We start from the raw sequence: 25,925 nt of genomic DNA on the forward strand, positions 1-25,925 counted from the left end.
AACCAATATAAATTATCAAGAGAAAGAGTGATGATAATGAGCATGGAAATGGAATTCATTCGGGTACTGCCTTCCCCACAGAGTCTGATGGAGGATTACCCTATAAAGCCAAAATACAAGGAAATCAAGCTGGAGCGTGACGCTACCATCCGCAATATTTTTTCCGGTGAGGACAACCGTCTGGCCCTTATTATCGGCCCTTGCTCCAGTGACAACGAGGATGCTGTGGTTGACTATGTGTCCCGCCTGGCCAAGCTTCAGGAAAAGATAAAGGACAAGATTTTCATCGTGCCACGGCTTTATACCAACAAGCCCCGCACCATCGGTGTAGGCTACAAGGGTATGCTCCACCAGCCATCTCCTGAGGGTGAGGAGGATATGCTGGAGGGTATTATCGCCATCCGCAAGCTGAATGTCCGGGTCATTGAGGAAACCGGCCTCACCGGTGCCGAGGAAATCCTCTATCCTGAGGTATTCCGCTATCTCTCCGATCTCCTCTGCTATGCGGCTGTAGGTGCCCGTTCCAGTGAGGACCAGCTTCACCGCATGATTGCCAGCGGTGTAGGCATCCCAGTAGGTCTGAAAAATCCGACCAGCGGTGATCTGTCCGTTATGCTGAACTCCGTGGCCGCCGCCCAGCATTCCCAGAAATTCCTGTTCCGTGGCTGGGAGGTCCGCACCAAGGGCAATGCCTTTGCCCACTCCATTTTACGTGGCTACGTGGATGCCGCCGGCAACAGCCTGCCAAACTACCACTATGAAACCCTTAACCAGGTTATCAAAATGTACGAGGAACGGGGACTGGAGAATCCGGCCATCGTGGTGGATACCAATCACGCCAACTCCGGCAAAAAGTATCTGGAGCAGATCCGTATTGCCAAGGATATTATTCATTCCCGCAAGCTCAACCCTGACATCAACCATATCGTCAAGGGCCTCATGATTGAAAGCTATATTGAGGACGGCTGTCAGAAGGTGGACGGCGGCGTATACGGCAAGTCCATTACCGACCCTTGCCTGGGCTGGGAAAAGACCGAGCGCCTGCTTCTTGACTTGGCGGATATGCTGTAATTATATAGATATGATGTGACTTTAGAGTAAGGATTTATACTTAATTTGGGGAGGTAAATTCTATGCAGACTGCGGTAAATATGTTGACCATTGCCCAGGGGGCCTGGGTCAAATCCTTGGAAACAGCCAAAGTAATCGTGGATGCCACGTCCGGTGCGGGCAAGGACACCCTGTATCTGGCCCAGCACATGAAGCCAGAGGCGCATATATATGCCTTTGACGTGCAACCAACAGCTATGCTAAAGACCAAGAAAACCACTGAAGCATACAAGGACAAAATCACCTACGTTCTTGACTCCCACGAAAATATCGAGCAGGTGGTTGAGGACAAGCTGGATCTGGTGGTATTCAATCTGGGCTATCTCCCAGGAGGAGACCATTCCATTACCACCGTGCCAAAGGTGACTATTAAAGCCGTGGAAAATGCCATGAAGCAGCTGGCCGTAAATGGGGTTATTTCCATTATGGTTTACCCTGGCCACCCTACTGGCAAGGAGGAAGGCGTCCGACTCCTGATTTTACTGGAGGAACTGCCAAAGGAGGAATATTCCGTGGTAAAATGCCAGCTGACCAACCACGATTCCACCGCCCCATATCTGTATTTAATTGAAAAAGTGAAATAAAAGAAAAAGTAACATAAAAAATTAAAGCGGCTTATACAGCCGCTTTTTCTCTTTTTATGGCCTCATACATTCTGTCCAGCCCCTTTGCCAGAATTGCCCGTGGCATAGCCAAATTAAGGCGGACATATCCCTTGGCGTTGCCCACAAACAGGTCATCCCCACCTTCCAAAAGCACCCCGGCCTTGTTGGCGAAGAAATCCGGCAGATTGTCTACTCCCGGCAGGCACTTGCCCATATCCACCCAGGCCAGATAAGTCGCATCGGGAATAGTAAACACCGCCTCCGGCAGCTTTTCCTTCAGGAATTTATCTACATAAGCAAAATTATCGTCCAGATATGCTTTCAGCTCAGTGAGCCATTCACCGCAATGATCGTAGGCCGCTTTATGGGCCGCAATGGACAATGGATTCAGCATGCCAATATTTTTGTCCCGCCCCTTAAAGGCTGTGCGCAGCTTTCTGTCACGGATGATGATATCTGAGAACATCAAACCCGCCATATTAAAGGTCTTGCTGGCAGACATGCAGGTAATGAGCTTCTTATAGTCCGGCATAACCTTCCCCATGGGAATATGCTTTACACCGGTGCGCAGCAGGTCGCAGTGGATTTCGTCAGAGATGATCCACAAATCATTTTTCTCCACTATCTCAGCCACCTGCTTTAATTCATCCTCAGTCCATACCCGCCCGGATGGATTATGGGGATTGCACCAAATCAGCAGCTTTACCTTTGGGTCAGCGGCTATTTTCTCCAGTTCAGGATAATCTATTTTAAAATTGCCCTTTTCCTTGATAAGAGGCGCCCTTACATATTCCACATCATTGTATTCGGCAGTATGCTGAAAATAGCCATAGGCCGGCGTGTGGATAATCAGCTTCTCATCCTTCCCCACCAACAGCTCCACCAGTTGATAAAGGGCAGGAATAACGCCAGCGGAAAAGGTCAGCTCCTCCTTGGGGAAGGACCAGTCATACATCTTTCTGCACCAGCCCGCAAAGGAGTTATAGTAATCGTCATTGAACATCATAGTATAGCCGAAAATTCGCCGGTCCAGGCGTTCCTTTATAGCGTCGATAATAGGCTGTGGCGTGGCAAATTCCATGTCCGCAACCCACATCCGGACAAATTCCTCGTCCTTGTATGGAAAGACCTTCTCCGGACCCGCATGGAATATATATCCCCTGAAGCCATCCGTATTAAGGGCATTGGTCCCCTGCCGGTCCACGATTTCATTAAAATCATATTTCATCACGAAACACCCCTTCTCCCTTGATTTCCCCTATATTTTATGTCTAATAAGCCGGCCTATCTGGGCAATGGTCTGCCGCAAATTGGTCCGGGCAGTTTCCTGCTCCATGGCTTCTTCCACAGTCATAGGCAGGTGGATTATTGGAAAATAGGCATCGATGCCGGCGTTGTTTACGGCCTCGGCCTCTTTGGTGGCTCCGCCGCAGACGGCTACAGCCAAAATAGATGGTTTTATGGACTTGGCAAATTCTGCTACACCGCATGGGGCCTTGCCCATGGAGGTCTGAAAGTCCATGCGGCCCTCGCCGGTTATAAGCAAATCCGCGTCCTTTAGGGCCTCTCTAATATTAAGGGAATCCAGAACCAGCTGAATTCCAGGCTTTAGGTGGGCCTTTAAAAATCCATGAAAAGCGTAGCCCAGACCGCCGGCCGCTCCGGCTCCCGGCAACGTGGCTCCTTTTATCTGACATTGCTGCTCCGCCAGCTGGGAGAACCACTCTATGGCCTTATCCATTGCCTTTACTGTATCGGGATCGGCACCCTTCTGAGGGCCATATACAAAGGAGCAGCCTTTTTCTCCGCAAAGGGGATTATTGACATCACAGGCTACCATAATATTGGCTTCAAAAAGGCGTTTGTCCAGGCCCCTTAAATCCATGGATGCAATAGTGGCCAGGTCTTTGCCCATAATTCCCGCAGGAGAACCACCATCGGTGAAAAACTTGGCTCCCAAAGCTGTCAGCATACCAAGACCGGCGTCATTGGTGGCACTGCCCCCAATACCGATAATAAATTCCCGGCAGCCCTTGTCCAGCGCCTGCTGTATCAGCTCTCCCAAGCCGTAGGTGGTTGTGTATAAAGGATTGCGGCGGTCCTTCGGTACCATGGGAAGTCCTGCAGCATCAGCCATTTCAATAATGGCCATGGATTTATCCCCCAGATATCCAAAACGGCTGGAAACCTTATCTCCCAAAGGCCCCGTTACCTTGGTTTCAACAATAGAGCCTCCCAGCCCTTCCACCAGGGCATCTACTGTCCCCTCTCCACCATCAGCCAAGGGAAATACGCTAACCCTGCCGTCGGGAAACAGCTTCTGTAGCTCCTGGGCCGCAATATTCCCGGCCTCAAAGGATGACAGACTTCCTTTAAAGGAATCTATGGCTATTACTGAATTCATATCCTGCACCACCTATCATTCCGCATTTTTTAAATTAAAAAATTACCTCAACTGATAATATTTTATCATTCTTAAAGGTGTTTTAATAGCTTATACTAGTAATTTCTTAGTCAAAGCCAGGGTTAATGACATATATTTTTCTGTTACGAAAAAATAGATATTTTATTTTGGTTATGTAGTATACTGTAGGCAAGAATGGAGGTATGTGTATGAAATCAGGACATAAACGTCTTTGGGCTGCGGCAATGGCAGTATTTGTGGCAATAATGATGACCGCGTGCATGGCAGGCATGGAGAAGCCGGTGGCAGCCAAAACTGCGGACAAAACCTACCAGCGGGACGGACTGAAGCTGATGGTTCCTTATGAATTCAAAAATCAGCTTTTAGTAAGTACAAAGCCTCATAGAAATGAAAGCCTGTTTTCCGTGTCTGAAAAGGCTTCTTTGGAGGCTGCCAAGGCTCAGCATCAGGAATACGAAGGGGCCGGCTGGCTGTTTGACATTGCCAAAATAAGCAAGACCCAGCTGGAGGATTCCCTGTGCCACGATATGTCCGGCATAGATGTATTTGCCAAGGACGAGAAGGACAATTATTTTATCATGTGCCATCCTACCGACGTGCGGTATATGCGGGAGGATAACAAGGCCATGGAGCGGGACTTCCATCAGTGGGAAGAGCTGACCAAATGGTCATATACCAAGGTTCCTACGGAATTCATCAGGGATAACAATGGGCTGACGCCGGTGACATATGATAACAGCGACGTGGCCATTTATCTGGCCCAGACCGCCTACAGACCGGATGAGTATTATACCATCAGCTCCACGGAGTATCGGCCGGTGAAGCCGGAGAAAGTTAACGCCGCCCCATACGTTGAAAAGCTAATCCGCAATGTCAAATACGATATGGTGGATTTGGCGGAAACACCGACAGGAGACTTCGTAATATTGGACTTCCCTGCAGACATGGTAAGCCTTAACTTCTTCACGGCAAAGGGGCAGGAGAATTACGTCCGTGAGGTTCATTCCAACGGGACAGTATTGCTTTTCAAGGCCAGCTTTAAGGACAGCTCCATTCTGGCCGGTGAGGTAATGAGCCAGTGGCTGAATGATGCCATCAGTTCACGATAAAATAAAGTATGGAAAAAAGAACGTCCGACAGGAGATTCTCCCGTCGGACGTTTTTGAACGGATTTATATAGGTATTAAAAGGTTTCAATGAGCTTAAAGCCCTTGCCCAAAAGGAAGGTTGCTGTCTCCGGCTCGTTGGTCTTGAACACGGCCACCGGCTTGCCGGAATGACGCTCAAAGGAAATGTACAGATAGCAGATGTCGATGTTGGCCCCGTCAACGGCCGCCAAAATCTTATCCAGATAACCCGGCACATCCTCCATGGTCACTGCAATAACCTTGTCCAGACGGCACTGGTAGCCGGCCTCCTGCAGCACCTTGATGGCCTTGTCAGGCTGGTCCACTATCAGGCGGATAATACCAAACTCCGCGCTGTCATTGGCCAGCATGGTATAAATGTTTATATTGGACTTGGCCAGGACTGAGGTAATCTTGTACAGGCCACCGGCCTTGTTCTCGGTAAAAAGAGAAATCTGTTGTAGCATTATAAAACCTCCCGTAACAAACTCTATCCATAACTATAGCAAAAATGGGTAAAGTTGTAAACCGGATTATAAACAATTAATCATCAGTGTCCACAGGTGTTCTGCCCTGACGGAGCTTATCCAATTCCACACCCGGCAGGGTAAAGCCCCGGCCCAGAACCTCGTTGGCAGACATAATCAGCATGAAGGCCGCCCGGTCCACGGTGTCAACAATGGCCTTAATCTTGGCAATCTGGGTGGTCTTGACTACTACAAAGACAATTTCCCGCTCCACATTGCTATAGGCCCCCTTGCCGTGAATAAAGGTTACGCCACGGCCTACCTCATAGATAATACCATCCGCAATTTCCTCGGCCTTTTTGGAAACAATAAGCACAGCCTTTCTGTGGTTGATACCCGCAATAACCTTGTCCGTCACATTGGCGGACACAAACATGCCTATGAGGGTAAACATGGCCTGGGTCACTCCGAAGAGGGCCCCGCCCCCCACCATCAGCAGGCAGTTAAAGGAAAAAATAACTGCTCCCATATCGAAGGAATAGAATTTCTTGACGATGGCACCGATAATATCAAAGCCGCCGGTGCTGCCGTTGTTTCTGAACACAATACCATAGCCGATACCACACAGCACACCGCCAAAAATGGCCGACAGCATGTGATCCGGTACCAGATGAAAGTCATTCATGAATTTGGTCAGATCCAGGCATGCGGAAAATACAATGGTACCCACTATAACATCCATGAGATAGCGTTTACCCAGGAAAATGTAGGCTGCCACCAGCAGCGGGATGTTATAGATAAAGGTCTGTACACCCAGAGGAAAACCGAAGGTAAACAACATAATCATGGAAATACCAGTCACACCGCCGGTCAGCAGATGTGCCGGAACATAACACGAATTAATGCCCACGCTGGCGATCAGGCACCCCAATATAATCAAAGCATAGCGACCAATATGTCGTTTGATGTGATGCTTCCTTATAAAGTTACTCATGTTGTTATTGTCCTCCCAGTAGAAACCCCGTTTGCAGCTACCCGTTTAGAAATTATAGGTACAGCTCAGGGCGTAGGTGCGGCCCTGCATTGGGTAGCCATAAATTTCGCAATAATCCTTATCGAATAAATTATACACCGACAGGTTGGCACTTGTCTGCTTATCAAACTCTTTTGTTAAAGAAATATTGTGTACAGCATAGCCTCCCAGCTCCACAATTTTGGTTTCCATTGGAGCTGCTGACGGATAACCGTACATGGCCTTCTGGCTGCCCACATAATTCATATCATACCGAACAGTCCAGCTGTCGCGCTTGAACTGATAGCCCAAAGACAGCATGTGGCGAGGACGATAATCCAGCTCGTCAGATAAAGCTACCTTATCATAGTTCTTGGTCCCATCCTTTGAAGTATGCTGGTTGGTGTAGTTGAGATAAACAGAGGAATAATCGTCAAATTTATAGCTGTTTTCCCACTCAAAGCCCCAAATCTTCACTCCACTCAGCATATATACATTGAATGGTCTGGTGTGGAGGAACTGAATGAAGGAACTGAAATTCTGGTAGTACAAGGACACCTTGGTGTCGTACTTGTCACTGAAGCTATGGGCCACAGACAAATCATAGCCCCAGCCCTTTTCCGGCTTCAACTCTGCTTCAGCATTATGATTCATTGCCCCCATAGCCGGCCCCTGATAATACCAATAGAACTCTGCCATGGAAGGGCTGCGCCAAATGCGGTTAATGGAAAAGCTGGTGGTAGTTTTGTCATCATTTTTCACAGTGGCAGTCAGCTTTGGAGAAAACCCACTGTCGCTGTAGGGTTTCATTCTTGCACCCCTGGCATCATCACGGTCAGCATGCATGGTATCATAGCGGAGGCCATATTCCAAGGTCCAGCGCTTGTCCATGGTCCAGGTGTCCCCCACATAGAGGCCCCAAACATCAGCCTTCTGGGACGGATAAAGATTTTGGGCAAATCCTGGCTGTACACCATTATACCAGCCGTAGCCATAACGGAAGCGGGTATACTCACCACCAAATGCCAGCTCATGCTTGTCGTCCAGCACCTGGGTACCACGATAAATATAGCCGGAGGACTTGTCGCTGGAATTGTGACGGTCATAAACCGTGGCACCATTAACCACCTTTACCTCATGTAAATCCTCATTATTTTTCCAGTAGGTAAGTAGGTCACTGCCGTTGTCCCGTTTGGACTCATAGGTAATATCGAAACGGTTGCCGGTGGCAATGGCATGACTGCCGTCTCCTGGCATTATTGGATTAGGCATTCCCTGTGTATCGTTACCAAAGGCATCACCAAATAATGTAGTAGGGTAATATGGATTATAGCCCGCTTCACCCGGTTCATTCTTCACCACCCGGCCCACATGGGTACGGTTATGCTGGTAATTAACCCTTATGGAATCAGTCTTGCTGAAATGATAAGCCAGATTCAGTCCAAAGAGCTTGTTGCCATAATCAGCATTTCTCAGATAGGCATCCTGGGACTCATAGAGATAATTGATGCCAAAATCGAGTTTATCGGCAGAGCCCCTGTAATTGAAGGCTGTCTGGCGCAACTTGGTGCTGCCCACAGCCACCTTCAGGGAGCCCCCATTGGTACGCTTGGTAATAATATTAATAACACCGCCATCGGTCTGGCCATACTTAAAGGATTTGGCGCCCTTGATGATTTCGATTTTTTCTATAATGTCCATTGGCATGGCATCCCAAGTAAAATAGCTGCCGCCCATGACACCGGAATTTTTCTGTGGTACGCCGTCCACCAGCACAATAAAGCGGCGGCTGTCGTGACCGCGGAGCTTTACACTCTGGTCCTCGGCGCCACTCACCGGCTTCTCCTGAATCTGAATACCGGCAGTACCACGAAGAAGCTCAGGCACGGACTTGACCTCACCCTTGTAGTCCTTCAAATCTATGGTAGTATCCACCAGATGATCCGTTTCCTTGTCTCCGTACACCACCACGTTTTCATCGCCGAAATCCTGCACCTCAGCGGCATAACCGGTACCGGTCACCAGACTAAGACACAACAACCCACTTAAAATCTTCCACTTGCTCATAAAAACTCCAAAACTCCTTGCACTTTCTTATTTAAACAATTCATGATGGGAAAAAGCTATCTTTAAACGCTTTACTATAAATGGAATCAGCAGCAGCTGCAAAATAATTCCCGGCGCCCCGGTCATGATGCCGCCCCAGACATAGGTAAAAGGATCCGCCTTGATCTGCAGCAGCTCCCCGAAGAGCATAAGTACCACCACAATCATGGCACGGCCGCACACAATAGCCCCCAGCATGGCCAGCCACAGATTCAGCTTCCGGCTCAGCAGCCCGGACACCAGACCGTATACACCCAATTCCGCCACCATCATTGGCAGCATAGGCATTACCGGCGGCATGCCCGTCAGCAGACTGCTGATAATCGGGGTTGCCACCCCCACAATAAGCCCATAAATGGGCCCCAAAATAAGGCCCCCCATAAATACAGGAATATGCATAGGGGATATGATTCTGGCCACAGGGCCAAAGGCATGAAATGCTATAGGAAGCAGTACTCCCAAGGCCACAAAAAATCCCGCAAATACCGTCTTTTTCGTACTCATAAAACTCTCCATCCCATCTAATTTAAAATTCATCGGACCAATCAATTCATACACTACTCTATTTTGCCATTAAACACACCTTTATAGCAAGTAAAAAATCCACTACCAAAAAAGTAGGTAGTGGATTTTTCATCTTACGGTAGTCTTATGCCATAATATCAATGTTCTGGCCGATACCGGTCATGGCTGCTACATCAGCAGCCCCCATTGCATCAAGCATACCATCCATCATTTCAGTCTGGGTATCCATGGCCATTTTCATTACAGCAGTGCCAATACTCATTGCATCCTTTTGCTGATGCATATCTACTGACAAAGCAGCAATGCTCATTATATCCATAGGACTCACTCCCCTTTCTTGTATATCCGCCAATTTACTGCAGCAGCCACTGAGGTAAGTACAGTACAAACTATGAGCATGATGTCAGCTCCACCTCGCACCATTGCTTCCAATATGTTCAGCACTGTCAAAATACCAAACATTATAGCCGCTTTTCTGTAGAATCTTGGCGTCTTGCCTTCATCTCTGTAGGCTTTGAAAATCAGGAAAAAGACCACCAGTGATGCCACCAGTAAAAACATTGCAATATAACGTGGATCCATCAACAGGAACCTCCAAACAATACAATAATATCAAAAACAGAGACATTGTATCACAAACTATATCGTCATTTCCAGTAAAAAACTTTATTAACAAACCTTTATTTCAGCTTCTTTCTGAGCTCCTGAGCCTGCTGGTTTTCCGGGTCCAGCAGCAGCACCCTGTCAATGTCTCCCAGGGCCTTGGACTTCTCGCCCACGGAATTATAGAAAATTCCCCGATAAAGGTAAGACAACACAAACTTGTCATTAAGGGAAATGGCCTTGGTGAAATCAGCCTCGGCAGCCTCATTCTGTCCCAGATACGCCTCGGCCACGGCCTTATTGATCATGAACTGCGGCGTTCTGCCGCCGTCCAGCTCCACCGCCTTGGTGAACAGCTCCAGGGCCTTGTCCGGCTGGTGCATTTCCAGATAGAGACAGCCCTCATCATAATGGGAGACAGGGTTGTCAGGAGTCAGCTCAAGGATTTTCTGAAAATCCGTAAGAGCCTTGTCAAAATCTCCCATATCCCTGTGCAGCATGGCCCGCGACTGATAACCCAGCTCGTAATCCGGTGCCAGCTCTATGCACTTGTCAAAATCCCTCATGGCCTCCTCATAGCTTCCCACCTTGCGGTTGGCCAGGCCTCTGGCATTGTAGGCCAGGGCATTGTCCGGCTGAAGCTCCAGAGCCTTGTTGAAATCCGCCATGGCCTCCTCAAACTGCTTGGACTCCATGTAAAGGTAGCCTCTGTTGATATAGGCATTGACATTCTTCGGATCCACGCTGATGGCCGCATCAAAATCGCTGCGGGCCGCACTGAACTTACGCTGCTCCACAAAGAGCATGCCCCTGTTCAGATAGGCGGTAACGCACTTTGGATCCAGCTCCAGGGCCTTGTTGTAATCCAGATTTGCGGAAGAAATATCCGGAATCTTGGAATACATAATCGCCCGATTTACATAGCTCATGGCCGTCGGGGACTTCTCCACCGCCAGGCTCATGGCCTTCACGGCTTCATTTTCCCGCCCCGTATCAAAGTACAGCTTGCCAAGAACAGTAATGGCATCAACATAATCCGGATACAGCTCCAGGGCACGGTTGAAGCTTGCCTCCGCACCGGCAAAATCATTTTCCATATACTGGAAGCTGCCCTTCACATAATAGGCATCCGGCAAATTGGCATCGTAGCTCAGGGCAGTATTCAAATCCTCCTCGGCTCCGGCTCTGTCTCCCAAAAGGAATTTAGCCCGGGCACGGCTGGTATATACCACCGCCCAGCCACTGTTGGTGGACAGAATATGGTCATAGGCCTCAAGGGCACGGCTGTAATCGTGCTTTTCCATAAATGAATTTCCCAGCTCATATACCTGGGAGTCATCCAGCCCGCCAAAATCCTCCGCCCCAAGGGCAAAGGAAGGAGTCACCAAAAGGGCGGCTGCCATCAGGGGAGCAATTATTTTTCTGCCGATTTTTTTATTAATTCTCATAATGCTTTAACACATTCCTCTCATTTAAAATGACACCATTCATTCTACCACCAGCCCAACCTTCCCACAATTAAAAGCCTATTAAAAAAAACACCAAAATATTATAATAAACCCTTCATATCAGCTAAACAATTTTATATAATATAGAAAGAAATATTATACATCATCGAGGGGACAAGGTATGAATCTTAATAATGTAGGCAAAACAAGTCGCATAACCACAGTTTCGGCTGTATTCCTCCTGAGTATGCTGGTGCTGGTACTGGTAATCAACGGTATCTGGCGGCAGCAGACCTCCCAGGAGCAGACCCTGGCCAAGCAGAATATTCAAAACCGTGTCAGCGAGCTGAAATACGGTATCAATGAATGTTGCGGTATCACCGAAGTCATGAACCTTATTTTACAGGAAAATGCTGAAGGAACCATGAAAGACTTCAATGATGTGGCCAGACACATTATGAAGGACCGGAAATACATATCCTGCCTCCAGCTGGCTCCTGACGGCACCGTTACCTCCATATATCCTTTGGAGGGCAATGAGGGTGACCTTATTAACCTCTTTGAGGAAAAGCATTATGGCTCCCTGGCCGCCTACAGTAAGAACACCGGCACCATGACCCTGCAGGGCCCCTTCGAAACCCCGCACAATGAAGTGGGGCTGGAGCTGAGAGATCCGGTGTATGTCCGTGACGGCAACGGCATAAAGCAGTTCTGGGGCTTTGCCATCGCCATCGTAAAGGTGCCGGATGTATTTCAGATTTCCATAGATAACTTGAAAACCTTTGGCTATGATTACGCCCTTTACAAGACAAATCCTTTTGATGATGAAATGCGCCTTATTACCTCCTCCCGTGGTATCATGGAGGATCCGGTGGTGGCAGAATTTGACGCCGCCGGCGTATCCTGGAGGCTGGAAATCATGCCGGTAGACGGCTGGGCTCATCCTGCCACCCTGTTGCCATATGCCCTCTTTGGACTGATTCTGGTACTGCTGCTGACAACCCTGACCTACATGGTTATGCTGCTGGCAGAGGACAGAAACATCTTCAGCAATATTTCCCTCAGAGACCAGCTGACGGGCCTGTACAATGTCCGCTGCTTTGAGGAGGACATGGCTGCCCTGGTACGCACCAACAGCCTTCATGGTATCTTCTTCATCGATGTAAACAAGTTCAAGCACATCAACGACACCTACGGCCACCGTGCCGGTGACGATGTACTGAAGGAAGTAGCCCTTAGAATTAAAGGAGCCTGCGACTTCAAGGTTTACCGCCTGGGCGGTGATGAATTCGCCATTATGGTGGACCAGGAAATCAAGCGCAGTGCCTACGATAAAATAACCAACCAGATGGCCAAGGCCTTTAACCGTTCCATAGTCAGCGGTTCCAACCATATGATGGTCAGCGTCAGCATTGGCTACGCCTTCTACCCTGATGACGGCACCGATCCGCAGCAGCTTAGAGAAATTGCTGACCAGCGCATGTACAACATGAAGCAGGAGTATCATGCCAATATGGAATGATTTTCCATCCCTAAAGTTATTGTCAGATGATTCAAAATATTATTGCAAAGTGGAAATTTCTATATTATAATATAGGCAAATAGAGAGGTACTTGATGTTTGCACCGTCAGCACTTTAACATATATGGTTCTATATGGTTCCCCAGCTGACGTTGATGCGCCGATAATTATTCATCTCACTTAGTTGTCTGGTAGTAGATTTATTCTGGTAGTAGATGTTAGTGACAGTGGATTGTGTGGTAACGTTAGTACCCTAGATAATTAATCAATGCTTCACTCCCGGTTGGGAGGTCCGACGACGTCAGGTACCTCTTTCCTATATCTACTAAGAGAGATGCAGTGAATTGTATAGTTATGGTGACAGCCATCCTTTTGGGTGGCTGTTTTGTTTTGTAAAATCATAGCCATTGCGTTATAACAAGGCTTAACAGAATACGCCTTGTTGAAACGCTTAATAGGAAAATTTTCCATAAATGGAAAATTTTGAACAACTGCGTTATAATTAATTACAGCAAATCTGAAGGGAGATATTGTACTATGTTAAAAAGATTATGTGCCATTACAGTAGCAGCCGTTGCCCTCTTCTGTGGCAGCCATGCTGTGGCTCCAAATAATACACAGGCCCATGAAGTACTGGTATATGGTGATGATACCACCATGCACTATCTGGAAACCGAAACCGTCCGCAAGGCCGGCGGCTCCTATTATGCCTGGATAAAAATCGCCATAAAGAACAAGACCTTTGAAAATGCCCGCTACCGCTTCACCCCTGAGGCAGATGGCAGCGTTACCGTGTCCGTATGGACTGTCCTGCCACCTGTGGTGGAGGATGTGGATGAAACCGTGGCCGAGGCTATGGCCAAGGCCGAGAGAAAGAAGGCCGGCAATAAACCTGCCGTAACCTATCCGGACCCGCTGACCATGGCCAACGTACAGCCGGGAGACCCTCAGGGCTGGGTGGAAATCGGTGAAGCCTCCTATGCCCAGGCTCTGGAAAACTACTGGTCCACTGTGCAGTTCTATGCCGCACATCCTGAGCTGGCCAAGCCAATGGCCACTGCCCGGACCGGGAATTCGGAAGCCAAATAAAAATACATAAGAAACTGAACACAGACAAGAGGCCGGTGACCACTCACCAGCTTCTTTTTTTGCTTAAAATATCCTTAAAGCTATAACTTCAATTTCATTCCAATATAATAATTATTTAATGACAACCTTCCTATAACATTATATAATCGTAGTAAGTTCAATGGGGTATCGTTAAACCATACGATGTATTGAAAAGGAGGGTCACAATGAGAAAATTTTTATTCGCTGGGATGTTGGCAGTTTTTGTTTCACTTCTATGCCTGACATCATTTTCTTCCTCGGCGGAGGCCAAGGCACACATCCGCTATCATTTGGACCATGTTCATCTGAACTCGGCCGGTGAGGCCTACATTGAGGGGCATTTTACCAATGATGGTGACACCACTGGCTATGTTAAATGGTTTGATACGGATCTTTCCATTGTAGCAGACAACGGCCAGCTGATGTGGGCAGACGAGGGTATCCGCCATTATCTGGATGAGGAGGTTCCTGCCTACGAAATCGTACACTACGATTTCATTATCTACAATGAGGACATTCCTGAATATCATGGAAGGTACACATGGAAATCCCATACCAACACTCATTGGGAGGGCGGTGCCGGCTGATTGAAAGGCACAAAATATCGGTGTGGATGCCGATTATTTGAAAAGAACGCATAAAAATAGTACCAAAAGAGCCCCCTGCAGGTTTGCAGGGGGCTTTGCTATGCCAAAATCAGGCAGCATTCGTATCCGGAGCCGGAGTATCCTTCTTAGGAGGGGTCACAATGTCTTTAACCACGTCAATAATATCTCTTATAAGCTGGAAAGGCTTACGGCGTGGGCCATGTAATCTAATCCGTGGACGGCCACCTGATACCATATCCAATTCCATTTCGTTCAATTCAAACTGTTTCATAGCGCATTCTCCTTTCCTTATAGGACTGTTGCCCTTTTCGCTTTCTGTACTTATATACGAACAAGAAAAGGAGTTATTACATTTTCTTAAAATATTATTATTAAAAATCAGTTATCATTTTTAAAAATAAAATCTCCAATGGGTATTAGCCCTTTATCTTCAGCCCCCGCAGATAAGCCTTGGTGTCAGGGGGAATTCTGTTACTTTCTATAGCCTTTTGAATTGTCTTATTGTGGGTCCAGGGCTCCAGCCGGTTCTCAAGCAAAAATGGCAGTACAGCCTCATATTGCTTGGCCAGGGCCGTGGCAAAGTACCAGGCCACCATCATCCGCACATAATATTCCTCCGAGGAAACCTTGGCCACCATGGCCGGATACGCAGGGGCAAAATTCTCATCCAGAAAATGCTCCATCAGCATGCCTATCCCAAACCGCACCGTATATGTCCTGTCCGATGCCAGCCACTTTTTGATGGATTTCAGCAGCTCAGCCCTGTGCTTCTTGAAAATCTTTGGGGACATCTGGTCGCAGGTTGCCCAATTATCCACATAAGGAAGAAAACGCTTCACCTCGTCAAGGCAGCTCCCGAAGTCCTTCATCCCGGACAGGATAAACCCGTGGAGCTGGTTTTCATCAAAATATTTGTGGGGCAATTCTGCCAGGAATTCCCCCACATCTTCTCTTTTCAGTATGTTTTTGGCCAGCTGTCTCAGCTGTGGGGTCCGCACCCCGATAACTGATTCAGGAGCAATATTGGGAATCAGCTTTGCCTGAAAATCCCGATATTTTGTATCCTGCAGCTTAAACAGCTCTTCCCTTATTTCATCTACTATCATTACTCTCGTCCTTTAATCCAGCACCTTAGCCATGCCCCGCATGAGCTCCCGCACATCGATTGGCTTGGCCAGATGGCCGTTCATGCCTGATTTAAAGGCCTCCTTCTTGTCTTCCTCAAATGCATTGGCCGTCATGGCCAAAATAGGGATATTGGCCCTTGTCTTGTCCGGAAGTGCCCTGATGGCCCTGGTGGCCTCATAACCATTCATATTTGGCATCTGAACATCCATAAGAATCAGGTCATAGTAATTGTCCTCGGCCAGCTCCAGCATCTTGACACATTCCTTGCCGTCCTTGGCATTTTCCACGGTAATACCCATGGAGGACAAAATCTCAATGGCAATCTCGGCGTTGATTTCATTATCCTCAGCCAAAAGCACCCGCTTGCCGATGAAAATGCTGTAATCAACATCCTTATGCCCCTCAGTGACATAGCCTTCCTCAGGCTTCTGCCCCAGTCTGTGAGGTATATCCAAAATAAAGGTGGTGCCTTCACCCTTCTTGCTCTTTACGGTGATTTTGCCACCCAAAAACTCCGTGAGCCGCTTCACTATGGACATACCAAGGCCAGTACCCTCTATCTTGTTGGAGGTGGTATTGTTTTCCCGGGTAAAGGACTCGAAGATATGAGGAATAAATTCCTCGCTCATGCCGATACCCGTATCGGAGATGGTGCTCCGATACCAGGCCCAGCCCGGCTTTTCATGAGGATATTCCTCCAGCTTCATGTGCACCGCCCCACCCGGGTTGGTGTACTTGTAGGAATTGGAAAGGATATTGAGGAAAATATCCCGCAGCTTAGGTGCATCACAATAAAAGTACTGATGCTGCACTACCATTTCCTGGGTAAAGACAATATGCTTCTGGTCCATCATCGGCTTCAGCACCGAATACAGGCCATCATTAAACTGGTCAGTATTCCAAAGGGTTTCGTCCAGCTTCAGGACACCCTTCTCGATACGGGCCATTTCCAAAACGTTATTTATAATAGAAATCAATACCTTGCAGGCATCATCCATCTTATCCAGATAATATTGCCGCTTTTCCGGATTATCCTGATTCTGGCTCAGCAGCTCCCTGAAGCCCGTAATGGCATTCATTGGAGTCCTTATATCATGGGACATATTAAAGAGGAAGGAGGTCTTTGCCTGGCTGGCGGCTTCTGCCTCATACCGGGCTGCCTCAGCCTCCTCCTGGGCCTTGCGCAGCTTTTCCTGCTTTTCCTGCTCGCCCCTGATAAGGTCCGTTATATCACGGAAGCCACAGATTACCTTCCGCTTGTCACCGGCATTATCCAGCCACAGATAACTGCCCTGGATGTGATGAATGCGCCCATCCTCCGCAACCAGCTTGTATCTTATGCGGTATACGTCTTTTTCCTTAAGCTGCATCACAATGTGGTAAATCCTGCTGGCACGGTAAACCCGGTCCCGCTCCTCCTCCGCCACATGCTTGCTCACATACTCCTTGAGGAAATTGTCATAATTGTGGGCACCCTTTTCAAAGGATTTGATAAAGGTATCATTTATCATCTTATCCCGGAGAATCCATATCTGGTTGTGGAATATATCAATAATACCCACTGTAAGGAATTCCTGGGAAAATACCTCATAAATGGTTTTTTGCAGCTCCAGATTTTTCTGTGGGGTAATATCCGTCAGCAGACCAATAGCCTGCTTGGCCTTGCCATCCGGGCCCAATATCCGCCGGGCTGCCGCCCGCACCCATACAATGGAGCGGTCCTTCTTGTACATGCGAAATTCCACATCATGGACTGAATCATCCACATCACTGGCTTCCATCATATCCATGGCATGGCCCACATTTTCCAGGTCCTCTGCCACTATATGATTATAAAAGGTCTGCAAATTCTGCGGGAATTCCTCATCGGTTTCATAGCCCAGAAGCTTTCTGTAGGCTGCATTCCAGGTTACTGCCGTGCGCTTGCCGTTCTCGTCGTATTCCAGACGGAACTTGGCGGTCTCATAAATGGCCGACACAGGACCAAACCACCTTAGGTCGTTCTCCCGCTTTTGGGTAGCCTCCAGCCGCTGGGTAACCTGCTCAAAAAGCATGCGGTTTTCCACCAGCTCAGTGATGTCAATAATGGAGCCGTGCATGATAACCGGCTTCCCCGCCTTGTTACGGATAACCTTGCCGGTGGCATTGACCATCATGTACCCGCCATCCTTGTTTTTTACCCGAAATTCCGTATCAAAAACCTCTGTCTGGCCTGTAGAGGCCGCAATTGCCTCCGCCAGGGTGCGCTCCTTGTCCTCCGGGTGTATCAGCTCCAGCAATGACTCCAATTTATCGGGATATTCATCAGTATCTTCATAGCCCAGCATTTGCCTAATCTCATCTGAAAAGACAATATTCTTCATGCGGGCATTATCATCCAGCTCCTCGTACCAGGTACCGGAGCGCAGCTTGATTTTATTGCTTGAAACATCCTTCATAACAAAACCGCCTCGCATAAATTATTTATTAATCCACAATCCATGTGCTTTCGCGCAAATTTCCTAATAGTGTATTATTCTGCACGGTATATTAAAAATCCTCTTATGGCCTCAACTTTCCCACGGGGTTAAAATTTATTTTAATATTTCCTGATAATACTTACAATTTACTAATAATTAATATATAATAAGCTCAAGAATCCATGAAAACAGTCCTCGACAGGGGGAGGGATGAATGATGAAATCAAAACTGACTTCACTTGGCAGTCTCCTTTGTTTTCTGGTGTCTTTTTTTGCTTTCTTTTAATCCTGTCATCCTCCCATCCCACTGCCAATGCGGTTAATATAACCAGATTGCACGATTCAAAAATTGTCCGGGTGGGATATGTGGAAAGCAGGAATTTTATGGAGGGAATGAAGGACCATGCCATAAAATCCGGCCTGGCCTATGACTATCTCCAGAAGGTTTCCTATTATACCAACTGGGACTATGTCTATGTATACGGTGACTGGGACGCCATGCTTCAAAAGCTTTATCGGGGGGAAATTGACCTTATGGCCGGTGTGTCCAAAACCCCGGAGCGTGAGGCCAATGTGCTTTTCCCGGATTACCCTATGGGACTTGAAAATTACTATATTTACGTCTATTCAGACAGCCCTCTGGCCTCCAAGGGTATTGGCGGCTTAAGGGACCGCACTGTCAGCGTCAATACCAACACCGTTATGGAGGATATGCTGCGGGAATGGAACAGCGAAGGAAAGCATGGTATTGTTGTCACCACCTACAGCGGCACCGAAGGCCGTCTCAAGGATTTTGATGCCCGCAGGACCGATGCCACTGTGGATACGGATAATGCCGTAGGACGGGAAGATAACATGGTGCCTATTGCCAAGATAGGACAGTCCGAATACTATCTGGTCATCAACCATAAGCGCCCCGACCTTCTTCAGGAGCTGAACACCGCCATCGGCAAGATGACCTCCACGGACCCTTATTTCACCAAAAAGCTGGCCAATGCCTATTTTTCCGATTTGGCCGTCAGCGGCCAGCTACAGGAGGATGAACTGGCCTGGATCAATAATCACCCCACTATTGTTGTAGGTTATCTTGATGACTACCTGCCATTTTCCGATACTGGCGAAGATGGACATGTTCAGGGTATTATAACCGATCTGCTGAATGAAATCACCGCAAAGCTGAAAATAAAGGATAATGTCAAGTTTTCCTTCGTTTCCCACAGCTCATACGAATCTCTGATTGCCTCCCTTCAGGCCGGCTCCATTGATATTGCCTTCCCGGTCAACAACGATGTGGCCCGGGCAGAGCAAAGTGATATTTTCCTTACATCCGAGGTTATTTCCACCCCGATGTATCTTGCCTACAAGGGAGATTTTTCCCAGCTGACGCTCCGCCGCATGGCTGCCAAAAGGGGCAATTCCATTGCTGATATTTACATCCGCAACCATTTCCCGGATGTTGAGGTTATTTATTATGACAAAATCGGGGGCATGCTGGACGCTGTAAAAAATGGCGATGTTGATGGCTGTATCCTGAATCAGTTCCGCAAGGACGGCTTCCTTATCCATCCGAGCTACAACATGCTGAAAACTGCCACCATGAAGGATTACAGCAGCCGCTGCTTTGCCGTAAAACGCGGTAATAACGAGCTTCTGTCCATACTTAACCGGGGCATTACCGCCCTGCCTTCTGATTTTGGCTTTACCTCCACCTATGTCTATACCAGCAAAATGACCACCATCACCTTCAAGGACTATATTTTGCAGAACTTCATCTTCTTCATGATTGTCACCAGTATCATCATTTCCATCGTAAGCGGTCTTCTGGCTTATATTTACATGATTCACAGGAATCGTGAGAAGATGGAATACATCGCCCATCACGATGGCCTTACGGGACTCCTTAACCGCCGCAGCTTCAATGAGGACATGGAAACCCTTAACGATGAGCTGGCAGGCAGTGACGTAATTGTTTTGGCCATGGATCTGAACGGACTGAAGACTGCCAATGACAACTTGGGCCATGAAGCCGGTGATGAGCTTATCACCGGTGCCGCCGGATGCATGACGAAGATTTTGGCACCTTATGGAAATGTCTATCGTGTAGGCGGTGACGAATTTATGGCCATACTTTTCAACAATGTTGAGGACTGGCCAAATATTCTCCAACGGCTTAAGGATTCCTTTGAAGCCTGGAACGGCAAGCTGGTCAAGACCCTGTCCGTGGCCATTGGTTCATCCTCCAGCCGTGACTACCCTGCCTTAAATCTTAATGATATGGTGTCCAGTGCTGACCAGGAAATGTATAAGGATAAGGCGGCCTACTACAAGCGCAACGGCATTGACAGGCGGAAGAACAGATAAGGTGTTTTGGGGTTTACAGTATAATGTGTTTCATAAAGTATACAATATTTTAAGCTAACAGTTATTTACACAAACTATTATTTACTATATAATGCACCCAAGAAATGATGTTATACTGCTAATGTGGTTTCTCGGTGGATGTATGGATTCACATTATCCCCCATTAACCCCTCTCTCGAAATGTTCTTCCCCAGAGCATTTCACCCATTGCCGCCAACGCTTCCCCTTAAAGTGTTAGCGGCATTTTTTCTGTCTATTATTGCTTGGCACATAAAAAGCACTAATTAGATGATATTTTATCGTTTAATTAGTGCTTTTATAATGTTATTTTATTGTTTGTTTAATATTTAAAAATCGTTAATTTACATTTACAGCAGATATTGCTGCAATACCCGGGCCAGGGATTTCAGGTCTATTGGCTTGGACACGTAATCATTCATGCCGCACTTCTTGAAGTTTTCAATATCCTCCGAGAAGGCATCGGCACTCATGGCAATAATAGGAAGCTTCAGGGCATATTCCGTCCCCTGGGCCCTGATGCTGCGGGTTGCCTCATAACCATCCATAATTGGCATTCTGGCATCCATGAAAATCAAATCATAGTAGCCGGCACCCTTTTCCAGCACCATATCCACCGCTTCCTTGCCGTTGGTGGCCTTTTCCATGACAGCGCCCGTCATTTCCAGCAGATTTTCGGCAATCTCCAGATTCAGGGATATATCATCAACCAGCAGAATACGTTTTCCATCCAGACGGATATCTGAAAAATCAACTATTTTCTTCTGATTGTCGGAAGCCGTTTCCTCCACAAATTCCAGATCAAACTCGATGGTGATTTCCGTACCCTTTTTCAAGGCACTGTTAATGTGAATCGTTCCATCCAAAAGGTCTATAATGGCCTTGGTTATGGCCATACCCAGGCCAGTGCCCTTTACTTCCGTTTCGTGGTCATCCTGCTCCCGGGCAAACGGCTGGAATATTTTCTCCTGGAATTCCTTGGACATTCCAATGCCGTTATCCTTGAACTTAAAGACATACAGGCTTCTGCTGTCCGATACAGGAACCTCGCTGACAGTCAGGCCTATATTGCCTCCATCCGGGGTATATTTAATGGAATTACTCAGAATATTAACAAAGACCTGCTGCATTCTCAGGGAATCACTCAGCACCGTTTCATGGATAATATTATTAATTTCCACATTCATACTGTGCCTGCGGGCCTCCAGCTGAGGGCCCACCATGGCTACCACACTTCCCACAAGATCCGGCACATTAACCACATTTTTGTTTATGCCCAGATTCCCGCTTTCAATACGGCTCATATCCAGCACTTCATTGATAAGGTTCAGGAGATATTTGGATGAGGTGGCAATCTTTTTCAGGCACTCCGACAGCTTTTCCGGGTCATTCTTGTGGGATTCTGCTATCAGCCCCATGCCCACTATGGCATTCATCGGGGTTCTGATATCGTGGCTCATGCGGGACAGAAAATCACTCTTGGCCCTGCTGGCCTCCTTGGCCTCCTCCACTGCCTTTTCCAGCTTCCTGTTCTGGGCAGCCAAAGTGGAAGCGTTTAAGGCCTGTTTTTCCTTTAGGGCATCAGCCGCCATGCCTATACCCTGGGTAAGAACCCCCAACTCTCCCGGAGCCTTTTCCGGCAGCTCCACATCGTAATGACCGTCCTTGATGCGTTCTACAGCCTTGGTCAATTTCCTTATTGGGTTGGTTACCCGGCGCATGTAGAAAACCATGATCAGGATTATCATGATACCGCAAATGACGATTACGACTATGTCCAGGGTAACCAGCTCATAGCGTCCCATATAGATTTCGTCATAATCATCACAAAGCACCAGCTGCAGGCCGCACCGCAGGGTGGCAAAGGTCTGCACCCTTTCCCTGCCATTTGAGGTATATTTTATTACAGCCTCTCCTGAATTTTCCTGGTGCAGTAATTCCGCATTTTCAGGATTTATCAGATGCTCATCTCCATGTACATTTCCCACTATAAAGTCATGGGCATGATAGTGAATGAATCCATCAGGGCTCTTTAAATATGCATAGCCATTTTTACTGAAATGAATTCTGTCCACGATGTTCAAAATCGGTTCAAAATTGAAATCCATGCCAATTACTGTAACCAATTCCCCATCCTTATAATATGGAACCACATAGGAAATTACATATCGCCTTGTATTTATGCTGTAGTATGGAGGCAACCACACGGCCTTCTTTTCCTGGACGGGTATCTGGTACCAGTCAATTCTTTTCATATCCTTGACTGAGAGAAAATCATTGAGTGATTCCATATCCCGTTTTTCCATGTTTCCGGCAGCATTCCGGGAATAGTAAAAGCCCACACCATTCCCCACCAAGTCTGGATTATAGACACAATAATAGCTTTGACACATTTTGGTAGTAGCAGAAAATCTTTCATAAAGCTGTGCCATAACACTGTCAATTTGATTTCTTTTGACAGGATCCTTTATATCCTCCAGACTTTCCACATAAACATCTGCGATTCCTACCATGTGGTTTACTGCATCCTCAAACCTTATATATTCATTGTTGAGCTTCTCAGCCTCGTAGGTGGTCAAGGTATTCATCTCAATGGCAATATCCTTGTCCTTTTCCGTACCAACAATCTCATAGGCTGCAACGCTCAATACTGATGTCAGTAATATCAGGATCAATATCAAAAAAAACATTACTTGTTTTTGTAATGACCCGGCCTTTTCCATGATATCGCCTCCTATTCCCTGGGGCGTTAAACATACATCCTGGTATTGATTATATTTTACATTTAATGAAAAAATCCTGCTTTTTAAAGATATATCAGAATTTTCCAAAACTTCTGATATTTTATTTTGAAAAATGGTATAATTGGGTAAAGATAAATATTTTGAAAGGAGGGAAGCGGTATGGATGGGCCTAAGAAGTGGTGGCAGGAGTATGACGGTTCGGAAAAAGAAGGCTGGCAGGACGCGGACCCTCTGCAGCCTGACATTGATGATCGCCATTTTCCTGATGACGAGGAAGAAATCGGGGGAGAAGAAGATATTTATCGTGGAAAATACTAATATTAAAAACTAAAAGACTCATCTGGATTTGCAGATGAGTCTTTTTATATGCACTTATAAAATATTATTTTAACATAAAATAAATGTTATATCACATTTATAATAATTTTATTTAATATTTATTACAATATCATATAAGCATTACCATAACACTTACATACCATTACTTTCACAGTAATCCATAAGGGCAGCTGTAATGATGGTGTTCATGCTCATATTCTTCTTGTCTGCCAAAGCCTCCAGACGGCCCTTCAATTCCTCGGTCATATATACGGACAATCTGGAATCCTTTTTAATGGCCTTGGTAGGACGTCCCCGTCTTTTTGGTGCAGCCACAGCTTCCATGGAATTTGTATCAGAAACATTTTCCTGGGAGGCTGAACCAACAGCAGCAGTTTCAGTTACACTCCCCTGCTCTGCTTTTACTTCCTCCTGCTGAACCGGCACCATAGGCTTGGCTCTCCCGGTAAAATCTCCCAGAGCTGCTGCAGTATTATTAAGGTCTAATTTCTTTGCCATTATTTTCACCCCTATATATTATTATCAAACTGTTATTTTACCATTATACTAATGTTATTTTATTATTATTTTATTGCTAAATTACTGTTTTTTAAACAATTCAATAACTTCATCAGTAAAGGCTTCGTAATCCTTGGCACCGTCAGAGCGTGCATCCACATTGAATACATTTGTATGAAGTGCGGTACACTGATGGAAAACAGTACGTTCCTTAATATGGGTATTAAATACAATGCTGTTTATCTGGGAAGCAGCCTGATGGAATACATCCACGGCAAATTTGTTGGCCTGGGTACGCGGTACATCCCGGGTAATGAGAATGCCGTCAATTTTAAGTCCTGGGTTATAGTCAGCTGCACTCTGAATTGCTGAGTACAGATCACCAAGGCCGGTGACACTGCGCTGGTCAGCATCACATACACCAATAACACGGTTGCAGGCCACCAGAGCCAGGAATACAATACCGGACATGCTAGGGGCTGTATCCAATACTACATAATCATAGCCCTCCACCTTGGCCAGGGCTTTTTTCAGCAAAAAGTCGGAGCCCTTTTCCTCAAACTTGTTTCTCTGGTTCTCAATGCGCTTATCAGCACCCATGAAATCATAATATTCATTGTGCTGTACCACATCCTCCAAAGGAGCTCCCAAAATGAAATCAAAGGTACCGGCCACAGTACCGATAGCCTCTCCACCGGAGTCGGAAGTAAAATTGGCCTGCGGGTCCAGATCTATTGCCAAAACCTTATAGCCCTTGCGGCCTAAAGCAGCACAGAAGTTGATGGCTGATGTGGTTTTTCCTGTACCGCCCTTCTTATTTGAAAACGCGATTATTTCCATTTATTCACCTCATTTTGTTGTAATTAAACATTTAAATAATGTTAGATAAATGTTAATTAATAACTTTAATATTACTATAATACAGTTATATTAGTATTTTTTTAAAAATAATGCAAGTCCCCTCCCGGATTTATTTCCATAAAAATATATGATGTGATTGTATCCTGCTTTATAAATGGAAGACCAAAAAGTATCATAAAATAAAAACACACACCTCTCCTCCACTCCCCTATCCGAAGATTTTTGTGGATAAAATGTGTGTTTAATATCTTTATATGTATTTTTATATGTTTTTTAATGTATTTACCTGGACGCAATGCCTTATGCAGCAAGGGCTTCAGCCATTTTATACGACCAAAATGTATCATTTGGATGACTGGATTGTATCAGAAGCAATACCGAAATGTATCATATAGGTGATGGAGTTGTATCCTATAGATAACCTTATTGTAGTATTAGCTTACCTAATTGTATCATATATGGATATTTTCAATGATGATTTATCAAAGTTACTATACAATAAGGTCATGTATCTGTGGAAAACTTAGTAATTTCAATGGTTTCAGCTTATTATAGGATACAATTTGGTCAGCTGAAGCTGCCTTGGGATGACGAATAATAAAAGGATGATACATTGAGGTCATCTATTTTTATGCCGATTCATCCCCTTTTCTTCGTTACTGGCAGCAAAAATATTGTAACATAATTTCATTAATCCCGCCAATAATGGCCGCCTGGAAGGATAGTATGCGGAAAAGATGACCGGATTGTATCATATAATATAGAAGAAAATAGGGAAAAAACTGTATAAATGACCTTATTGTAACAATAGCATACTGAATTGTATCATAACTTCGTGAGATAAAATCGA

General features: G+C 46.3%; 23 protein-coding genes. 8 read left to right on the forward strand and 15 right to left on the reverse strand.

Annotated features, from left to right (window positions below; all coding sequences use genetic code 11):
- Nucleotides 1–36: 36 nt before the first annotated feature.
- Together D081_RS10545 and D081_RS10550 are read left to right on the forward strand one after the other, a co-directional pair.
- Complete coding sequence (locus tag D081_RS10545) at nt 37–1,071, forward strand: 3-deoxy-7-phosphoheptulonate synthase (protein WP_085024161.1); 1,035 nt, start codon at nt 37–39, stop codon at nt 1,069–1,071.
- Nucleotides 1,072–1,133: 62 nt separating this feature from the next.
- Nucleotides 1,134–1,694, forward strand: coding sequence for a class I SAM-dependent methyltransferase (locus D081_RS10550; protein ID WP_085024139.1), 561 nt, complete (start codon nt 1,134–1,136; stop codon nt 1,692–1,694).
- 31 nt (nt 1,695–1,725) lie between these two features.
- On the opposite strand, the gene D081_RS10555 is transcribed toward D081_RS10550, so the two are convergent.
- Both D081_RS10555 and D081_RS10560 read right to left on the reverse strand, forming a co-directional pair.
- Entirely contained in the window at nt 1,726–2,943 is a 1,218-nt protein-coding gene (locus tag D081_RS10555; RefSeq protein WP_085024140.1) for a MalY/PatB family protein, read from the reverse strand.
- Nucleotides 2,944–2,973: 30 nt separating this feature from the next.
- Nucleotides 2,974–4,119, reverse strand: a complete 1,146-nt coding sequence (locus D081_RS10560; RefSeq protein WP_085024141.1) for a glycerate kinase — start codon at nt 4,117–4,119, stop codon at nt 2,974–2,976.
- Between the two features lie 209 nt (nt 4,120–4,328).
- On the opposite strand from D081_RS10560, the gene D081_RS10565 reads away from it, so the two are divergent.
- Nucleotides 4,329–5,249 (forward strand): hypothetical protein, encoded by a 921-nt coding sequence (locus D081_RS10565; protein WP_085024142.1) that lies wholly within the window; start codon nt 4,329–4,331, stop codon nt 5,247–5,249.
- Nucleotides 5,250–5,323: 74 nt separating this feature from the next.
- Here the strand turns inward: D081_RS10565 and D081_RS10570 are convergent, their stop codons facing one another.
- The 7 genes from D081_RS10570 to D081_RS10600 form a co-directional block, all read right to left on the reverse strand.
- On the reverse strand, nt 5,324–5,734 hold the full coding sequence (locus D081_RS10570; RefSeq protein ID WP_085024143.1) for an amino acid-binding protein: 411 nt from the start codon (nt 5,732–5,734) through the stop codon (nt 5,324–5,326).
- A 76-nt stretch (nt 5,735–5,810) separates the two neighbouring features.
- Nucleotides 5,811–6,728 carry a YitT family protein gene (locus D081_RS10575; protein ID WP_085024144.1) on the reverse strand — a complete coding sequence of 306 codons (918 nt, stop codon included), beginning with the start codon at nt 6,726–6,728 and terminating at the stop codon, nt 5,811–5,813.
- A gap of 45 nt (nt 6,729–6,773) precedes the next feature.
- Complete coding sequence (locus D081_RS10580) at nt 6,774–8,813, reverse strand: TonB-dependent receptor (protein WP_085024145.1); 2,040 nt, start codon at nt 8,811–8,813, stop codon at nt 6,774–6,776.
- Between the two features lie 27 nt (nt 8,814–8,840).
- The gene (locus D081_RS10585) at nt 8,841–9,356 is read right to left on the reverse strand and encodes an ECF transporter S component (RefSeq protein WP_085024146.1); all 516 of its coding nucleotides are present in this window, start codon (nt 9,354–9,356) and stop codon (nt 8,841–8,843) included.
- A gap of 145 nt (nt 9,357–9,501) precedes the next feature.
- On the reverse strand, nt 9,502–9,696 hold the full coding sequence (locus tag D081_RS10590) for a YjfB family protein (RefSeq protein ID WP_085024147.1): 195 nt from the start codon (nt 9,694–9,696) through the stop codon (nt 9,502–9,504).
- A 5-nt stretch (nt 9,697–9,701) separates the two neighbouring features.
- Entirely contained in the window at nt 9,702–9,959 is a 258-nt protein-coding gene (locus D081_RS10595) for a hypothetical protein (RefSeq protein ID WP_085024148.1), read from the reverse strand.
- 98 nt (nt 9,960–10,057) lie between these two features.
- Nucleotides 10,058–11,428, reverse strand: coding sequence for a tetratricopeptide repeat protein (locus D081_RS10600; RefSeq protein ID WP_085024149.1), 1,371 nt, complete (start codon nt 11,426–11,428; stop codon nt 10,058–10,060).
- Between the two features lie 181 nt (nt 11,429–11,609).
- On the opposite strand from D081_RS10600, the gene D081_RS10605 reads away from it, so the two are divergent.
- From D081_RS10605 to D081_RS10615, 3 genes are all read left to right on the forward strand, one after another.
- On the forward strand, nt 11,610–12,950 hold the full coding sequence (locus D081_RS10605) for a sensor domain-containing diguanylate cyclase (protein WP_085024150.1): 1,341 nt from the start codon (nt 11,610–11,612) through the stop codon (nt 12,948–12,950).
- 536 nt (nt 12,951–13,486) lie between these two features.
- Nucleotides 13,487–14,038 (forward strand): hypothetical protein, encoded by a 552-nt coding sequence (locus D081_RS10610; protein WP_085024151.1) that lies wholly within the window; start codon nt 13,487–13,489, stop codon nt 14,036–14,038.
- A 206-nt stretch (nt 14,039–14,244) separates the two neighbouring features.
- Complete coding sequence (locus D081_RS10615) at nt 14,245–14,646, forward strand: hypothetical protein (protein WP_085024152.1); 402 nt, start codon at nt 14,245–14,247, stop codon at nt 14,644–14,646.
- 109 nt (nt 14,647–14,755) lie between these two features.
- On the opposite strand, the gene D081_RS10620 is transcribed toward D081_RS10615, so the two are convergent.
- From D081_RS10620 to D081_RS10630, 3 genes are all read right to left on the reverse strand, one after another.
- Nucleotides 14,756–14,938 carry a hypothetical protein gene (locus D081_RS10620; RefSeq protein ID WP_085024153.1) on the reverse strand — a complete coding sequence of 61 codons (183 nt, stop codon included), beginning with the start codon at nt 14,936–14,938 and terminating at the stop codon, nt 14,756–14,758.
- 145 nt (nt 14,939–15,083) lie between these two features.
- A complete protein-coding gene (locus tag D081_RS10625; protein ID WP_085024154.1) occupies nt 15,084–15,773 on the reverse strand; it encodes a DNA alkylation repair protein in 690 nt (229 codons plus the stop codon).
- Nucleotides 15,774–15,785: 12 nt separating this feature from the next.
- On the reverse strand, nt 15,786–18,233 hold the full coding sequence (locus tag D081_RS10630; RefSeq protein ID WP_158087654.1) for a PAS domain-containing protein: 2,448 nt from the start codon (nt 18,231–18,233) through the stop codon (nt 15,786–15,788).
- 405 nt (nt 18,234–18,638) lie between these two features.
- Here D081_RS10630 and D081_RS10635 point away from each other — a divergent pair, with 405 nt between their 5' ends.
- Nucleotides 18,639–20,615: a transporter substrate-binding domain-containing protein gene (locus tag D081_RS10635; RefSeq protein ID WP_158087655.1), complete on the forward strand. Its 1,977-nt coding sequence runs from the start codon at nt 18,639–18,641 to the stop codon at nt 20,613–20,615.
- Between the two features lie 368 nt (nt 20,616–20,983).
- On the opposite strand, the gene D081_RS10640 is transcribed toward D081_RS10635, so the two are convergent.
- The gene (locus D081_RS10640; RefSeq protein WP_158087656.1) at nt 20,984–23,356 is read right to left on the reverse strand and encodes a hybrid sensor histidine kinase/response regulator; all 2,373 of its coding nucleotides are present in this window, start codon (nt 23,354–23,356) and stop codon (nt 20,984–20,986) included.
- A gap of 180 nt (nt 23,357–23,536) precedes the next feature.
- Between D081_RS10640 and D081_RS12730 the strand changes: the two genes are divergently transcribed.
- On the forward strand, nt 23,537–23,695 hold the full coding sequence (locus D081_RS12730; RefSeq protein ID WP_158087657.1) for a hypothetical protein: 159 nt from the start codon (nt 23,537–23,539) through the stop codon (nt 23,693–23,695).
- Nucleotides 23,696–23,848: 153 nt separating this feature from the next.
- Here D081_RS12730 and D081_RS10645 read toward each other — a convergent pair whose 3' ends face one another.
- Complete coding sequence (locus D081_RS10645; RefSeq protein WP_085024158.1) at nt 23,849–24,214, reverse strand: ribbon-helix-helix domain-containing protein; 366 nt, start codon at nt 24,212–24,214, stop codon at nt 23,849–23,851.
- Nucleotides 24,215–24,295: 81 nt separating this feature from the next.
- On the reverse strand, nt 24,296–25,054 hold the full coding sequence (locus D081_RS10650) for a ParA family protein (RefSeq protein WP_233127477.1): 759 nt from the start codon (nt 25,052–25,054) through the stop codon (nt 24,296–24,298).
- Between the last annotated feature and the right edge of the window lie 871 nt (nt 25,055–25,925).

The organism is Anaerovibrio sp. JC8, from assembly GCF_002100115.1.
Taxonomy (GTDB): domain Bacteria; phylum Bacillota; class Negativicutes; order Selenomonadales; family Selenomonadaceae; genus Anaerovibrio.

Excerpts from the sequence above, each read along its gene's own strand:
- D081_RS10545 (WP_085024161.1), top strand. The coding sequence starts at position 37 with ATGAGCATGGAAATGGAATTCATTCGGGTACTGCCTTCCCCACAGAGT.
- D081_RS10550 (WP_085024139.1), top strand. The coding sequence starts at position 1,134 with ATGCAGACTGCGGTAAATATGTTGACCATTGCCCAGGGGGCCTGGGTC.
- D081_RS10555 (WP_085024140.1), bottom strand. The coding sequence starts at position 2,943 with ATGAAATATGATTTTAATGAAATCGTGGACCGGCAGGGGACCAATGCC.
- D081_RS10560 (WP_085024141.1), bottom strand. The coding sequence starts at position 4,119 with ATGAATTCAGTAATAGCCATAGATTCCTTTAAAGGAAGTCTGTCATCC.
- D081_RS10565 (WP_085024142.1), top strand. The coding sequence starts at position 4,329 with ATGAAATCAGGACATAAACGTCTTTGGGCTGCGGCAATGGCAGTATTT.
- D081_RS10570 (WP_085024143.1), bottom strand. The coding sequence starts at position 5,734 with ATGCTACAACAGATTTCTCTTTTTACCGAGAACAAGGCCGGTGGCCTG.
- D081_RS10575 (WP_085024144.1), bottom strand. The coding sequence starts at position 6,728 with ATGAGTAACTTTATAAGGAAGCATCACATCAAACGACATATTGGTCGC.
- D081_RS10580 (WP_085024145.1), bottom strand. The coding sequence starts at position 8,813 with ATGAGCAAGTGGAAGATTTTAAGTGGGTTGTTGTGTCTTAGTCTGGTG.
- D081_RS10585 (WP_085024146.1), bottom strand. The coding sequence starts at position 9,356 with ATGAGTACGAAAAAGACGGTATTTGCGGGATTTTTTGTGGCCTTGGGA.
- D081_RS10590 (WP_085024147.1), bottom strand. The coding sequence starts at position 9,696 with ATGGATATAATGAGCATTGCTGCTTTGTCAGTAGATATGCATCAGCAA.
- D081_RS10595 (WP_085024148.1), bottom strand. The coding sequence starts at position 9,959 with ATGGATCCACGTTATATTGCAATGTTTTTACTGGTGGCATCACTGGTG.
- D081_RS10600 (WP_085024149.1), bottom strand. The coding sequence starts at position 11,428 with ATGAGAATTAATAAAAAAATCGGCAGAAAAATAATTGCTCCCCTGATG.
- D081_RS10605 (WP_085024150.1), top strand. The coding sequence starts at position 11,610 with ATGAATCTTAATAATGTAGGCAAAACAAGTCGCATAACCACAGTTTCG.
- D081_RS10610 (WP_085024151.1), top strand. The coding sequence starts at position 13,487 with ATGTTAAAAAGATTATGTGCCATTACAGTAGCAGCCGTTGCCCTCTTC.
- D081_RS10615 (WP_085024152.1), top strand. The coding sequence starts at position 14,245 with ATGAGAAAATTTTTATTCGCTGGGATGTTGGCAGTTTTTGTTTCACTT.
- D081_RS10620 (WP_085024153.1), bottom strand. The coding sequence starts at position 14,938 with ATGAAACAGTTTGAATTGAACGAAATGGAATTGGATATGGTATCAGGT.
- D081_RS10625 (WP_085024154.1), bottom strand. The coding sequence starts at position 15,773 with ATGATAGTAGATGAAATAAGGGAAGAGCTGTTTAAGCTGCAGGATACA.
- D081_RS10630 (WP_158087654.1), bottom strand. The coding sequence starts at position 18,233 with ATGAAGGATGTTTCAAGCAATAAAATCAAGCTGCGCTCCGGTACCTGG.
- D081_RS10635 (WP_158087655.1), top strand. The coding sequence starts at position 18,639 with ATGGAGGGAATGAAGGACCATGCCATAAAATCCGGCCTGGCCTATGAC.
- D081_RS10640 (WP_158087656.1), bottom strand. The coding sequence starts at position 23,356 with ATGGAAAAGGCCGGGTCATTACAAAAACAAGTAATGTTTTTTTTGATA.
- D081_RS12730 (WP_158087657.1), top strand. The coding sequence starts at position 23,537 with ATGGATGGGCCTAAGAAGTGGTGGCAGGAGTATGACGGTTCGGAAAAA.
- D081_RS10645 (WP_085024158.1), bottom strand. The coding sequence starts at position 24,214 with ATGGCAAAGAAATTAGACCTTAATAATACTGCAGCAGCTCTGGGAGAT.
- D081_RS10650 (WP_233127477.1), bottom strand. The coding sequence starts at position 25,054 with ATGGAAATAATCGCGTTTTCAAATAAGAAGGGCGGTACAGGAAAAACC.